12 protein-coding genes and 1 pseudogene are annotated in these 13,613 nt (G+C 57.4%); 7 read left to right on the forward strand and 6 right to left on the reverse strand.

Going from position 1 to position 13,613, the window contains the following annotated elements; translation table 11 throughout:
* Window positions 1-140 precede the first annotated feature (140 nt).
* The 7 genes and pseudogenes from CLV88_RS15965 (at window position 141) to CLV88_RS15995 (ending at window position 6,234) form a co-directional block, all read left to right on the forward strand.
* Window positions 141-317, forward strand: coding sequence for a hypothetical protein (locus CLV88_RS15965; protein ID WP_207797078.1), 177 nt, complete (start codon window positions 141-143; stop codon window positions 315-317).
* A gap of 87 nt (window positions 318-404) precedes the next feature.
* The gene (locus tag CLV88_RS15970) at window positions 405-1,802 is read left to right on the forward strand and encodes a circularly permuted type 2 ATP-grasp protein (RefSeq protein ID WP_423827740.1); all 1,398 of its coding nucleotides are present in this window, start codon (window positions 405-407) and stop codon (window positions 1,800-1,802) included.
* Window positions 1,803-1,806: 4 nt separating this feature from the next.
* Window positions 1,807-2,748, forward strand: a complete 942-nt coding sequence (locus CLV88_RS15975) for an alpha-E domain-containing protein (protein WP_106609419.1) — start codon at window positions 1,807-1,809, stop codon at window positions 2,746-2,748.
* 12 nt (window positions 2,749-2,760) lie between these two features.
* Window positions 2,761-3,558, forward strand: a complete 798-nt coding sequence (locus CLV88_RS15980) for a transglutaminase family protein (protein ID WP_106609420.1) — start codon at window positions 2,761-2,763, stop codon at window positions 3,556-3,558.
* 48 nt (window positions 3,559-3,606) lie between these two features.
* Window positions 3,607-4,341 carry a proteasome-type protease gene (locus CLV88_RS15985; RefSeq protein ID WP_106609421.1) on the forward strand — a complete coding sequence of 245 codons (735 nt, stop codon included), beginning with the start codon at window positions 3,607-3,609 and terminating at the stop codon, window positions 4,339-4,341.
* A 188-nt stretch (window positions 4,342-4,529) separates the two neighbouring features.
* Window positions 4,530-5,237: pseudogene (locus CLV88_RS15990) on the forward strand (IS6 family transposase).
* A 292-nt stretch (window positions 5,238-5,529) separates the two neighbouring features.
* The gene (locus tag CLV88_RS15995) at window positions 5,530-6,234 is read left to right on the forward strand and encodes an IS6 family transposase (RefSeq protein WP_106609422.1); all 705 of its coding nucleotides are present in this window, start codon (window positions 5,530-5,532) and stop codon (window positions 6,232-6,234) included.
* A gap of 183 nt (window positions 6,235-6,417) precedes the next feature.
* On the opposite strand, the gene CLV88_RS16000 is transcribed toward CLV88_RS15995, so the two are convergent.
* From CLV88_RS16000 to CLV88_RS16025, 6 genes are read right to left on the reverse strand one after another with little or no spacing between them, the layout of a single operon-like run.
* Entirely contained in the window at window positions 6,418-7,818 is a 1,401-nt protein-coding gene (locus CLV88_RS16000) for an FAD-dependent oxidoreductase (RefSeq protein ID WP_106609532.1), read from the reverse strand.
* Window positions 7,799-8,665 (reverse strand): isocitrate lyase/PEP mutase family protein, encoded by an 867-nt coding sequence (locus CLV88_RS16005; protein ID WP_106609423.1) that lies wholly within the window; start codon window positions 8,663-8,665, stop codon window positions 7,799-7,801. Before CLV88_RS16005 ends, CLV88_RS16000 begins: the two co-directional genes overlap by 20 nt.
* Window positions 8,662-9,282, reverse strand: a complete 621-nt coding sequence (locus CLV88_RS16010; protein WP_106609424.1) for a cysteine hydrolase family protein — start codon at window positions 9,280-9,282, stop codon at window positions 8,662-8,664. The genes CLV88_RS16005 and CLV88_RS16010 overlap by 4 nt, the downstream gene beginning before the upstream one ends.
* Window positions 9,279-11,342, reverse strand: a complete 2,064-nt coding sequence (locus CLV88_RS16015) for a hydantoinase/oxoprolinase family protein (RefSeq protein ID WP_106609425.1) — start codon at window positions 11,340-11,342, stop codon at window positions 9,279-9,281. Before CLV88_RS16015 ends, CLV88_RS16010 begins: the two co-directional genes overlap by 4 nt.
* Complete coding sequence (locus CLV88_RS16020; RefSeq protein WP_106609426.1) at window positions 11,339-13,033, reverse strand: hydantoinase B/oxoprolinase family protein; 1,695 nt, start codon at window positions 13,031-13,033, stop codon at window positions 11,339-11,341. Before CLV88_RS16020 ends, CLV88_RS16015 begins: the two co-directional genes overlap by 4 nt.
* Window positions 13,030-13,596, reverse strand: a complete 567-nt coding sequence (locus tag CLV88_RS16025; RefSeq protein WP_106609427.1) for a tautomerase family protein — start codon at window positions 13,594-13,596, stop codon at window positions 13,030-13,032. The genes CLV88_RS16020 and CLV88_RS16025 overlap by 4 nt, the downstream gene beginning before the upstream one ends.
* Window positions 13,597-13,613: the final 17 nt, after the last annotated feature.

Genomic DNA, 13,613 nt, shown 5'->3' on the forward strand with positions numbered 1-13,613 from the left:
CTTTTTCATGTCCCACTCCTCAGTGGTCACGATGAGCCAGAAACTCTCCCTTATCAAACCGCCCTATTTGGACCCATAAGCGCTGACGTCAGACAGTCAGCGCCTATGCGCCGGATGTCGTGCCACAGGATTTTCATGCTGTGACAGAGGTCTATCTTGAAGGGCGGTGGCATTTGATTGATCTGACGGGCATGGCGCGTGTGCCGGAAATTGTACGGATCGGTGTCGGCCGGGATGCTGCCGATGTTTCGTTTATGACATCATACGGCTCTATGGAGCTTATAAATCAGTCAGTTCAGGTGTCCCGCCTGGAATGAATGGCACCATGGGGCAGGCAGTATTGCAACTCTGAGAGTATCCTCTACCATGTCTGAATGACTTCAGAACGACGTTACTTTGATGAGATGCTTTTGAGTTCTGATGACGTACGCGCGCCGTATGCTGAATATCAAAAGTGGTTTGCAAATGAAGACCCGACACGTCTTTCCAAGAAATCCAAAGAAGCCGAGGCGTTCTTTCGGCGAACGGGGATCACGTTTAATGTGTACGGCCAGGCTGCCGCTCAGGAACGGCTGATCCCGTTTGATTTGATTCCGCGCATTATCGCGAACCGGGAATGGACCAGGTTGTCCAAGGGGATCGAGCAACGTGTCAGCGCGATAAATGCGTTTTTGCATGATATCTATCATCGGCAGGAAATCCTGCGCGCCGGTGTTGTCCCGGTCGAACTGATTTCACGCAACGAGGCGTTTTTGCCGCAGATGATCGGTGTCACGCCGCCGGGCAATGTTTATACGCATATTGTCGGGACCGATATTGTCCGTACCGGCGAAGATGATTTCTTTGTGCTGGAAGACAATGCGCGCACGCCGTCAGGCGTGTCGTATATGCTCGAAAACCGCGAAACGATGCTGCAAATGTTTCCGGAGCTGTTCAGCCAGATCAAGGTGCAGCCGGTCAGTGACTATCCCAAGAACCTTGGGCGCTCGCTTGCTGCTTGCCCGCCGGACCATTGCAGCGGAAAACCGACCGTGGCGATCCTGACACCCGGAATTCACAACTCGGCGTATTTTGAGCATTCATTTCTAGCCGATCAGATGGGGGTTGAGCTGGTTGAGGGACATGATTTGCGAGTGGTCGATGGTCATATCGCAATGCGCACGACCGAAGGATATAAAGTCATCGATGTGCTCTATCGCAGGGTGGATGACGACTATCTCGATCCGCTGAACTTTAACCCGGAATCCATGTTGGGCGTGCCGGGCATTATGGATGTCTATCGCGCCGGGAACATCACGATTGCCAATGCGCCCGGAACCGGGATTGCAGACGACAAGGCGATTTATTCGTATATGCCCGATATCGTTGAGTTTTATACCGGCGAGAAGGCGATCCTGAAGAATGTTCAGACATGGCGGTGTTCGGAGCCTGACTCTCTCGCCTATGTTCTGGATCATCTGGCGGAGCTGGTGGTCAAGGAAGTGCATGGATCGGGCGGTTACGGAATGCTTGTCGGACCAGCGGCCAGCCAAAAAGAGTTGGCAAGCTTTGCGGCCAAGTTAAGAAAGAACCCGTCAAACTATATTGCCCAGCCGACCCTGTCGTTATCAACGGTGCCGATTTTTGCCAAAAAGGGTCTTGCGCCGCGGCATGTTGATTTGCGGCCCTTTGTGCTTGTGTCGCCAAAAGGCATCAACATCACGCCCGGCGGGTTGACCCGCGTGGCATTGAAGGCCGGATCGCTGGTTGTCAATTCAAGCCAGGGCGGCGGCACCAAAGATACCTGGGTACTGGAGGACTAGCGCGATGCTCGGAAAAACCGCTGGTGGTCTCTATTGGATGTTTCGGTTTCTGGAACGCAGCGAAAACACGGCGCGTCTTGTGGAGGCGGGGTTTCGCATTGCGCTGACACGGTCAAAAGATCCGGCGTCGGAATGGAAATCGGTTGTGACCACCGCCGGTGTGCGCAACAGCTATGATGCAAAATACGACAGTTATCTGGCCGCGAATGTGGTGGACTTTCTGCTGCGGGACACCACGAACCCGTCCAGCGTTATCTCGGCCATTGGGCAAGCCCGGACCAATGCCCGTATGGTTCGAACGGCCCTGACCACCGAAGTTTGGGAGGCCGTTAACGAAAGTTGGATGGGACTGAAGGAAACGCTGAAGAAACCCGTCAGGGAAACTGAGTTACCTGCGATCCTGGGCGAGATACGCCGACATAACGCGCTGGTGCGCGGCGCAATGCAAGGCACGATGCTGCGCAATGATATCTATGACTTTACCCGGATTGGCATGGTGTTGGAGCGGGCAGACAACACGGCCCGGATCATCGACGTGAAATACTATACGTTGCTGCCGACCGCCAGTTTCGTAGGGTCTGCGCTGGACAATGTGCAATGGGAAACCATTTTGCGGTCTGTGTCGGCGCATCGCTCTTTTCGCTGGCTCAATGGCGATGAGATGACGCCGGCGGCGGTTGCCGAATTTCTTATTCTTGACAGTCGCTTCCCGCGCTCGCTGTCGTTTTGCAGTCGCATTCTAGAAGAGAACTTAAGCTATCTGGCCAAGGATTACGGCATCCGCATGCCCTGTCATGATCTGATTGATGCGCAACGTGACAGGCTGCGCCAGCAGACGATCAGCACTATCTTTGACGAAGGGCTGCACGAGTTCATCACAACGTTTATCCGCGACAACAACGCCATCGGGCGGCAGATCGAAGAAGACTATAGGTTCATTGGATAGGCAATTGGCACCATGAAGCTGAAAATCACACATACCACAAGCTACTCCTATGACGCCCCGGTCACCTATGGCCTGCAACAGGTCAGGTTGACCCCGACCACCAACAAGAGCCAAACGGTTCTGGACTGGAATGTTGAAATTTCGGGTGGGGCAAAGGAGCTTTCTTTTCAGGATCAACACCAAAACCAGACTTTGCTGGTTCAGGCCGAACCTGGTGCAACGGAGGTCAGTGTTCAGGTCTCTGGCATGGTTGAGACACATTCATCTGACGGAATTTTCGGCAAGGTCTACGGCGGCGCCCCGCTTTGGCACTTTACTCAAAGCACCTCGCGCACAACTGCGGGAAAGGGTATTCGAAATCTGGCCAGAAAAATCCGTAAAGATGTCGATCCCTTGAGCGATTTGCACGACCTGTCAAAGGCCATTCTGATGGCCGTTCCCTATAGCGAAGCTGATACGGTGGCAGGGACCAGCGCAGAAGAGGCGCTCGCTGCCGGGGGAGGCGTGTGTCAGGATCACGCGCAAATCTTCATCTCGGCGGCGCGTAGCGCGGGTGTTCCTGCGCGGTATGTCAGCGGATACCTGATGATGAACGACCGGATAGAGCAAGAGGCCAGCCATGCATGGGCGGAGGCGCATATCGATGGGCTTGGATGGGTTGGTTTTGACGTCTCGAACGGCATTTCCCCGGATGAACGCTATGTCAGGATCGCAACTGGCCTCGATTCACGTGACGCAGCTCCCATAACCGGGGTCCGCCTAGGGGCTTCTGCTGAATCGATGATTGTGTCGCTGCAGATTCAGCAATAAGAACTGCGCAATCACTTCACGGTTTATTATTCCTACTGGACAAAGACAATGACTTACTGCGTTGGCCTTCGCTTGAACAAGGGCTTGGTCTTTATGTCGGATACGCGCACGAATGCGGGCGTCGACAATTTCTCTGTTACAAAGAAGATGTTCACATGGAATGTTCCGGGCGAGCGGGTCATCACACTGATGACCGCGGGAAATCTTGCAACCACGCAGGCCCTTGTCAGCCTTTTGGACGAGCGATCCAAAGTTGTCGCTGAACGCAACCCGACGCTGCTTGAGTTGCCGACGATGTTCGAGATTGCGCGCCTTGTCGGGTCGACCCTGAAAGAGGTGATCAGCGACAGCAGGCCGGATGGTCTGGAAGCATCATCGAGTTTCAAGGCATCCGTCATTCTGGGCGGTCAGGTCAAAGGCGGCGGGGCGACGATGTTCATGATTTATCCGGAAGGCAACTTTATCGAAATCACCGATGACAACCCTTTCTTCCAGATTGGTGAAGCCAAATACGGCAAACCGATCCTTGTGCGGGCCTATGACCCTGAAATGAGTTTTGAAGACACTATCAAACTGCTGCTCGTCTCGTTCGATTCAACGATCAAAGCAAACTTGTCCGTTGGGCTACCACTTGATCTTCAGGTCTATGCGAAAGACAGCTTTGAAGTAATCGAGAGGCCCCGAATTGAGTCAGGTGATAAGTATTATCAGGCCGTTTCTTCCGGCTGGGGTGATGCACTTCGCAATGCCCTCGCGCAGTTGCCGGGTTACGAACTAAAATAGGCTCTGGTCGGGCAGAGTGGTCGCCTCAGATTGGGCTTCATTCAAAGGTGAAATATCTTTGATCGAGCCGCATTCTCGACAGATGTAGATAGTTCGTTTCAAAATGAATTCACTCTGAGAGGCGTCAATTGGGTGATTTCAGAGGAAACTCGGTTGTGAAGGGTAGGGTGGCGATCTAGCTTCTGTATATGACAAAACACTCCCTTTTTCGCTCTTTCAAAACCAGTCTGGAAATCATCCGTCTGCGGTGATGATGTATGTCCGATTTCCACCATCGCTTAGAAACGTGGAAGATCTACTGGACGAACGGGGTATCGGTGTCAGCCACGAAACTACCAGGTTTTGGTAGAACAGATTTGGGCCACTGTTCGCGGCAGAGCCTCGTAAAAAACGGGTCAGTCGGATGCGATGTTACTCGAGCTGGCGTTGGCACCTCGACGAGGTTTTCGTGAAAATCAACGGTGAACGATACTACCTTTGGCGCGCGATGGATCACGAAAGGGGGGGTGTTGGAAAGCTATGTAACGAAGCGCCGAGATAAGGTTGCCGCCACTAAATATATGAAGAAACCGATGAAAAGGTACGGCAAGCCGGCGGCGTTCGTCACTGACAAATTGCGTTCTTATGGCGCGGTAATGAAAGTCATCGGGCATGCGTAGAAGCAGGAAACCGGACGTTGGAAGAACAATCGAGTTGAGAATTCTCACTTACCTTTTCGAAGGCGAGAACGAGCCATGCAACGGTTTCGTCGCATGTGAAGTTTGCAGAAATTTGTTTCCGTCCATGCATCCGTTTTCAATCACTTCAACCGGGAGCGCGGCCTTTCCCAAAGAGACCATTTCAGGCAGAATCGAACCGCCGCGCTTGCCGAGTGGCGTGTTCTTTGCTCGGCATAAAGGACAGCCATACTGGCCAAGTAGAGACTGGTTCGAATTGGTCTGACACCACCGCCACCGACCCCGACCCCGGTCTCGAATTCCCCTGCAGAATTGATTGCGATTAGTGGCGTGATTTCCGTCGGTTGCGGGGTTGCGTTTTGAACTGAGACGCACCGTGGCGCTGCATTTCCGTGACTATTCTTGAAAGTCTCAGAGACCCAGTTTCGCCGGTGGGGTTTGGGGCAGGTTTCCCGGTTCTGTCAGACAAAACTGGCTTGAGACGGGCAGGGCGGTTTCGTAGCTTCGTCGGATGGCCAAACCTGATCCATTCCGCTATTTCAAAACGAGCCGTGAGATAATCCGCCTGGCAGTGATGCTGTACGTGCGGTTTCCATTATCGCTCCGCAATGTGGAAGATCTGCTGCATGAGCGCGGCATCGATGTGAGCCATGAAGCTGTTAGATTTTGGTGGCATCGGTTCGGTCCGATGTTCGCGTCCGAGATCAGAAAACGGCGGATTGCGGGCATGAAATCCAGCAAGTGGCGCTGGCATCTGGACGAGGTGTTCGTGAAAATCAACGGCGAGCGGCATTATCCATGGCGGGCTGTCGATCATGAGGGTGAAGCCCTGGAAAGCTTCGTTACAAAGACACGCGACAAGAAAGCCGCATTGAAATTCTTAAAGAAAGCAATGCGTAAGCATGGCAGTCCTGACGTGGTCGTGGCGGACGGGCTGGCATCGTATGGCGCGGCTTTGAAGGAGATTGGCGCTGCAGGCAGACAGGAAACCGGTCGCTGGTTGAACAACAGGGCCGAGAACTCACGTCTGCCGTTCCGACGACGAGAGCGTGCGATGCTGCGTTTCAGGCGTATGCGAAGTTTGCAGAAGTTCGCCTCCGTCCACGCTTCAGTCTACAATCACTTTAATCAGAAACGCAGCCTTTCAACGAGACCAAATTTCAAGCTCAACCGCGCCGCCGCTCTGGCTGAGTGGCGTGGTCTTGACGCGAGTTAATGGACAGTGTCACTGGCCCTTCAGAGACCAGTTCGAATTAGTCTGCCAGCACCCACGTTGCTGCAATTTGCACTCTGGGCTCATACGGGACCTTAGCTGGATGATACCTGAAGGGCCGGTGAGCGGGACAAACCATCCCTTCGTTGTGTCAATACCAAGGTCTGCTTCAAGTCTAGCTTGGAGTCAGTCCGGGTTTGAGTGGGGTGTTCGTTGTTCGGTGGGCGCATTTCCAGCGATACGCCCCAAAGCCGCCGCGGCCAGCAGGCCGTTTCCGGATAGATACCCACTATCTCCACGACCGGACACACCGCAGGCAGCGCCGCCGCCAGCGAACAGATTGGGGATCGGCAAACCGTCGCGGGTGATGACCCGCGCCGAGTTGCCAACACGCAAGCCCCCCTGTGTGTGAAACAGCGCGCCGGTTACTCGCACGCCGCAATAGGGTGGCGCAAGGCGGGTCTTTCCGAAGACGCGGCCAAAGCTATCCGTGCCAGCCGCTGGGAGACTGTCTATGGTTCCCCCGAGCGCGTCAGCAGGCAGGCCAAGGGCGACGGCCAGTTCGTCCAGCGAGTTGGCGGTTTTGATCACGCCCTGCGCTTCGGCGCGTTTGAAATCTTCGAACTGCCGCGCGATTTCGGCGATGCGCGCGTCAAAGATGGCAAAGGCCTCGCCGCCGGGTTGCGACAGCACGGCGCGGGCCGCCTCGGAATAGCCTTGCGCCTCGTTCCAGAAACGCTTTCCTGCGCGGTTCACTTGCACACCGCCTTCGGTAATCGTGGCCCAGGTGATGAGGATACCGTGGGGATGGGCCACGTTGCCATGGCCCTGATAGGCGCCCAGATGCTGGGTTGCCGCGCCAATCTGATCGGCCCAAAGCACGGCCTCGCCTCGGTTGCCATCATGGCCAAACCAAAGGCCGCTTTCGATCTCAGGCATATGCTGGGCCACCAGCGCGCGGTTGCCGCCAAAGCCGTTGCAGGCAAGGATCAGGCGCTTGCAGCCGATGGTTTCCACCCCGCCATCGGGGCGTCGCGCAGCGATACCATGCACCAGGCCGCCAGTAAAATATAGCGTCTCGGCACGGCGTCCGCAGATGATGTCGATGCTTGCACGCTCGGCGGCGCTGCGCAGTGCGTCGATCAGTTCGGCACCCGCGCGCGTTGGCAGCCCGTGCATGCGGCGGCTGGAATGGCCGGGATAATCAAAATCATCGACGACCGAGAAGGGCAGCCCATGCGTATCGGTGAGCCAGTCGATCACTTCGGCGGCATTCTGCGCCATGAGATCAACAAGCTCCTGATCGTTCTCGCCATGGGCCTTGGCCTGAATATCTGCTGCGAACTGCGCCGGGTTGTCGTCTATGCCGGCCGCCTGTTGCAGCTTCGTTCCTGCCGCTGGGATCAGCCCAGCCGAAAGCGCGGTGGAACCTGAAGGGACGGCATCGGCTTCAATCACCAAAACCTCTTGGCCAGCCTCCTTGGCCGAGAGCGCGGCAATCAGCCCACAGGCGCCCGCGCCAATAATCAAGAGCTCTACCTCAAGATCAAAGCTATCGGGGGGTGGTTTAACTGTCGGAGCCGTCATACCGCGCCCCATTTTTTAACATTTCGTCGGTCCCGATCACGCCGTTAAGGCCGCCGAAATCAAACATCCGGTCGGCAAAGGGCTTGTTCGAGCCGTTGCCGGCCAGGCTCTGGTAATAGTCCTGCGCGGTGCGGGCCAGTGCACGGACAATGCCACCGGGAAAGATCACGATGGAAAACCCTAGGTTTTCAAGGTCATCCGCACCAGTGATCGGCGTGGCTCCGCCTTCAACCATATTAGCCAGAAGCGGCACGCGCTCCGCAAAGCGCGCTGCGATCTGTTCCAATTGCGCGCGGTTTTGTGGCGCCTCGATGAATAGCACATCTGCGCCTGCTTCAAGATAGGCCTCGGCGCGGTCTTCGGCGGCGGCAAAACCTTCGACGGCAATCGCATCGGTGCGCGCAATGATCAGCGTTTCGTCCGAAGCCCGAGCATCGGCCATCGCGGAAATCTTGCCGACCATTTCCGGGGCCGGGATGAGCGATTTATCCGCCAGGTGCCCGCAGCGCTTCGGATAGGTCTGATCCTCCATCTGTAGCGCCGAGGCGCCGGCCCGCTCATAGAGCCGCATTGTACGCTGCGCGTTGAGTGCATTGCCAAAGCCTGTGTCGGCATCAATGATCACCGGCAGCGCGGTGCGATCGGCGATGAGCGTCATCGTATCGGCCATCTCGGAAGCCGTAGTAAGGCCAATGTCGGGCCGCCCCAACCGCGTGTAGGCCACGGCCGCACCGCTGAGGTAGAGCGCCTCAAACCCTGCCGCCTCGGCGAGTGATGCTGTCAGCCCGTCAAAAACTCCGGGCGCGACAACGATTTCCTTGTTCTGAAGACGTGTCCCGAGGCTCATGACGTGCCCTCGATCAAGGCCAGTGCATCGGCGCAGCTCATCTGCTGAGTCACCGTGCCCAGCGACAAGAGCGTAGCGTCGTGCACCTCTGGTTTGAAGGCGGCGCAGCCATCTGTCAGAATCACGGTTTCAATGTTGCGCAGATGCGCATCGCGCAACGTAGAGGCTACACCGCCATTGGTGACGATGCCCCCAACGATAAGATGGTCGATCCCAACGGCGCGCATCAGGTATTCCAGCCGGGTCTGGTAGAAGGCTGAATAAGCCACTTTTTCGATCACGAAATCTGCAGGCTGGAGCGTATCCACTAGCGCATGCCCAAAGCTACCCGGCGCAAAATCACCCTTACCCAGAAAAGGGCGTAACTCCTTGAGATGTGGCGCAATCAGCGGCTCGCCGTCCTTGTCAGGAACCAGCGTAAACTGCGCCGAGAAGTAGCGCCCACCCCTAGCCCGCAGCGCCCGCGCCAGCGGCGCAATGCGATCGGGCAGGTCCGCAATGCTTTCTGCGGCCTGGCCGGCGCGGCCATAGGCGCCCTTAGGGTGAATAAAATCATTCTGCAAGTCAATCGTCAGAAGTGCCGTGCGTGAGATATCCCAAGTGGCTGGATTGCTCATGATACGTCCTCCAAGGGTTCGATGATGGTGTTGCCAAACTGATCGACTCGGCCCTGTAAATCGGGTTCGATAAGCACCGTGGTGTCAGGCTGCGTGAGGATCGCGGGGCCCTTGATGACAGTTCCCACAGGTAGAGCAAGCCGATCATAGATCGCCGTGGAATACCAGCCTTCGGCGAAATGCACCTGCCTCTGGCCCGTAGGCTCGGCCGAGCCGGTCCCGGACGGGGCTAGAGCGCTCAGGTCGAACTTTGGTCGCTTGCCGGTCACGGCGCTGCGCAGGTTCAGGATACGTCGCACCCCGTTCTGCAAGAGCCTGCCAAAGGTTGCGCGGTAGGCGGAATCAAAGGCCTCTTCAATCTCGGTGCGTGTCGGAGCAGCGACCCTACCACCCACCGTTTTCACGGTTAGAGGAACCGACACGGTATGCGTCTGCCCGATATAGGCCATGTCGAGCTCGAAGCTCAGCTCACGCGCTTCGAATTTGGTACGGGCGGCATCAAGCAGCGCCATTCCCTGATCGGCATGATCCTGCATGAAAGCACCTAGTGCTGTCTCATCAAGCGTGTCCACCAGCGAGTTGATTGTCTGTACGAAATCCTGCCGCATATCGGCAATTACACATCCCATGGCCGATGTGACCCCGGGATAACGCGGCACGATGGCCCGCGAGATGCCCACTTCGACCAGCATCGCACCTGCATGGAGCGCGCCACCACCTCCAAACGGCATGAAGGCAAAGCGCTTGGGATCAAAGCCGCGCTCGATGCTAACAAGGCGGATCGCGCCCGCCATGCGGCTGTTGGCGACCTTGAGTATCGCCTCGGCGGCGTCCACCGTGGAAAGCCCCAGTGGGCCGCCGACATGTTCATCAATTGCCCGGCTTGCCGCGTCCACATCCAACCGGTCAAGTTTGCCGCCGATGGGATTGTCCGGATCGATCCGGCCCAGGACTACATTGGCGTCAGTCACCGTCGGGCGGGTGTTTCCAAGGCCATAAGCTACGGGGCCGGGGTTGCTGCCGGCGCTTTCGGGGCCGATGTTGAGCAACCCGCCCTTGTCGACCCAGGCAATAGATCCCCCCCCCGCGCCGATGGTGGTGATCTCGATCATCGGGTTTCGCACGACCATACCGAAATCAATCGAGGTCTGTGGCGCCAACATGGATTGCCCTTCGGCAATCAGGGAAACGTCAAAACTCGTCCCGCCCATATCGCCAGTGATGATATTCTCGAACCCGGCCGACCCAGCGATATAGCCCGCGGCGATCACCCCAGCCGCAGGGCCAGAAAGCGCCGTACGCACGGGAAGACGGCAAGCGGTGTCCACGGCCATGACGCCGCCATTGGATTGAACGATCATGAATTCGCCATCGAACCCGCCCGCCTTGAGTGCGTTTTCAAGCCGCCCCAGATAGCCCGACACCTCGGGCTGCAAATAGGCGTTGAGCGCGGTGGTCGAGAAGCGCTCGAACTCGCGGATTTCGGGCAAAATCTCGGAGGATGCCGACACATGTTCATTGTGCCAGACCTCGCGCAGCGCTGCGACTGCAGCGTCTTCGTTGGCGGTATTAGCGTAGGAATTGGCAAACAAAATCGCCACGCCTTCGCAGCCTTGTGCCTGCAGTGTTTTGGCAGCGGCGCGTACGGCCTCAAGATCCACAGGGGTGCGCACAGTGCCATCGGCCAGGGTGCGTTCCGGCACCTCGAGACGGTTGCGACGGTCCACTACGGGTTCGAAGTCGCCGCGCAGTCCCCATGTGCGCGGCCTGTCGCGGCGGCGCATTTCCAGCACATCGCGCAGACCTTCGGTGCAGATCACACCTGTTTTCGCGCCCTTGCGTTCCAGAAGCGCGTTCGTGCCCGCTGTGGTACCATGCACCACCACAGCAATCTCGGACAGGTCCTGAACCTCGCGCCCGATTCCGTCGAGGAAACCGCTCGATTGGTCGGGCCGTGTTGTTGGAACCTTGGCAACGCTTGCCGTGCCTTCGGCCTCATTCAAAACGAAGACATCAGTAAATGTGCCGCCCACATCGACACCGATCATTCGGCTGCTCATGCTGTGACCTCTCGCCATTGCGTGCCATATGCGGCATCTGCTTCTGCGCCGCTTACCAGTCCTCGCGCAACATCGCGGGCCACGGTTTTGGGATCTCGCTCGGACGCCACGCCGTAGCCGCCGCCGCCCGGCGTTTCAAGCCGCACAGCTTGTCCCGGCTTGAGCTTGATGCCGCGCATCTTCGAGGCCAGTGGTGGGCTGTGCCAGCCGTCATCCTGCTCATAGGTGAAGGCGTTAAGCGCGGCATCGCCGCCGCCGGCAATCCCCTTGGGAGCAAAGCGCCCGCGTTCGCCGAAGAGGAACGCCTCGGCGCCGTTTTCTTCCAGTACCTCGATCTCGTAGACCGCGCCAAGCCCGCCGCGATGTGCACCCGCACCGGCGCTGTCGGGGCGCAGTGCCCATTTGCGGAACATGACGGGATAGGCTGCCTCGAGGATCTCCATAGGCGGGATCGTGGCGGTCGAAATGGGCGCATTGCCGTGGTTGAGCCCGTCGGTTTCAACTGACCCTCCATGGCCGCCGCCATAGAAGGAGAACATGACCCATGGCTGGCCATTGCTGCGCTTGCCGGCGATGGAAAGCGCATTGATGGTGCCATAGGCGTTGGCGACGACACGCTCGGGTGCGGCCTTCGCGAAGGCAGAAAAGACCACGTCGATCATCCTCAGGATGGTTTCGGTATAGCCGCCTGTGGGCGCGGGGAACTGCGCGGCCAAAAGGCTACCCTCGGGCACGATCACATCAATGGGCCGCATTACGCCTGCATTGGCAGGCAGCGCGGGAAAGACGTGTTTGATGGCCACATAGGCGGTCGCCACGGTTGTCGGCACAGCGATGTTCACAGGGCCAGCGCATTGCGGCGAAGACCCGGTGAAATCAAGCGTCATTTCATCGTCTTTGATCTCAAGCGCGATCTTGATCTTTAGTGGTTCGTCGGTGATGCCGTCATTGTCTAGGTAATCCTCGGCCTCCCAGCGGCCATCGGGCAAATCGGTCAACTCTGACCGCATCAACGCCTCTGCGCGGTGGCCGAGTGCCGCAAGCGCAGCGGTGATCGTCTCCGCTCCGTATTCATCCAGTAGTTCGTCCATCCGCTTGACGCCCAGATCCAGCGCGCCAAGCTGGCCATTGAGATCGCCCATGGCCGATTGCGGCAGGCGCGTGTTGCGCAAGAGAATGTCGATGATGTCCTGATTAATTTCGCCTTTTCGGGCGAGCTTCACAGGCGGTAGGTTGAACGCTTCTTGGAATACATCGGTCGCCGCCGGGTTGTAGTTGCCCGGCACAGCGCCGCCCACGTCATGCCAGTGGCCGACAGAAGCGAGATAGCAAAAAAGCTTGCCATCGTGGAAGTAAGGCCGCACGAGACGCATGTCCGACAGGTGCGTGCCGCCGATGTGGGCATCGTTGAAGATGTAGATGTCGCCATCTTCCAGATCGCCATCCCTGGCGGCCTTTTCGATCACGGCTTTCACCGCAAAGGACATGACGCCCACGAAAATGGGCAAGCCCGATTTCCCTTGCACGAGCGTATCGCCCGACACTGCGTGATAGATCCCGTGACTAGCATCATGCGCCTCAGCGATGATCGGATTGAAGGCCGCGCGAAACAGAGTAGCGTCCATCTCGTCTGCGATCTGCTCCATGCGGCCCGCAAGAACCGACAGGGTAATTGGGTCAATCTCGCTCATGCATTCGCCCTCACTTCGGCCATGTCGTTCCATACATCCTGCCGTGTGATCCTGCCGCCGGTGATCTCGAAACGATCCACGAAACGAATACCTTCAAAGGTGCTGCCATCGTGGTATTCGCCTTGCAGCATGCCGCGGCAATAGACGATGGCGGCATCCCCCACGCCCTGCATAGCATCAAACCCGTCATACGTCTTCGTGACAAATTTATAACGCGGTTTTGACCATTCGATCAGTTCTTCCAGCGTGCGCATGGGCGCTGTTCCAGGGAAGGTCATGGCAAAGCCGTCCCCCAGCATGGCGCGCGCCGTTTCCAGTTTGCGGGCCTCCATCGCGGCGAGGTAGTCTTTCACGATCTGCGCTGGATCCGGGAGCGCGGGCGCGGGGCTGCGCTGTATGCGGCCACGATAGTAATTGTCTGTTGGCACATCATGGATCATCACCGTCACAAGCTCCGGCGCGGCGGGGATGACGAATCGCACCGCATCCGTCAAAACTTCGCTTAGACGTTGTTTTTCCAGAGAATTATAGCCTTCAAGAACATGCAATTCGACGATCGGCATGGCTTCCCCCAATGTTC

Origin of the sequence: Shimia abyssi (assembly GCF_003014475.1) — a bacterium.
Classification (GTDB): domain Bacteria; phylum Pseudomonadota; class Alphaproteobacteria; order Rhodobacterales; family Rhodobacteraceae; genus Shimia; species Shimia abyssi.

Coding starts and splice junctions, on each gene's coding strand:
- CLV88_RS15995 (WP_106609422.1), top strand. CDS start 5,530: ATGGCCAAACCTGATCCATTCCGCTATTTCAAAACGAGCCGTGAGATA.
- CLV88_RS15980 (WP_106609420.1), top strand. CDS start 2,761: ATGAAGCTGAAAATCACACATACCACAAGCTACTCCTATGACGCCCCG.
- CLV88_RS16015 (WP_106609425.1), bottom strand. CDS start 11,342: ATGAGCAGCCGAATGATCGGTGTCGATGTGGGCGGCACATTTACTGAT.
- CLV88_RS16000 (WP_106609532.1), bottom strand. CDS start 7,818: ATGACGGCTCCGACAGTTAAACCACCCCCCGATAGCTTTGATCTTGAG.
- CLV88_RS16020 (WP_106609426.1), bottom strand. CDS start 13,033: ATGAGCGAGATTGACCCAATTACCCTGTCGGTTCTTGCGGGCCGCATG.
- CLV88_RS15970 (WP_423827740.1), top strand. CDS start 405: ATGCTTTTGAGTTCTGATGACGTACGCGCGCCGTATGCTGAATATCAA.
- CLV88_RS16025 (WP_106609427.1), bottom strand. CDS start 13,596: ATGCCGATCGTCGAATTGCATGTTCTTGAAGGCTATAATTCTCTGGAA.
- CLV88_RS16005 (WP_106609423.1), bottom strand. CDS start 8,665: ATGAGCCTCGGGACACGTCTTCAGAACAAGGAAATCGTTGTCGCGCCC.
- CLV88_RS16010 (WP_106609424.1), bottom strand. CDS start 9,282: ATGAGCAATCCAGCCACTTGGGATATCTCACGCACGGCACTTCTGACG.
- CLV88_RS15985 (WP_106609421.1), top strand. CDS start 3,607: ATGACTTACTGCGTTGGCCTTCGCTTGAACAAGGGCTTGGTCTTTATG.
- CLV88_RS15975 (WP_106609419.1), top strand. CDS start 1,807: ATGCTCGGAAAAACCGCTGGTGGTCTCTATTGGATGTTTCGGTTTCTG.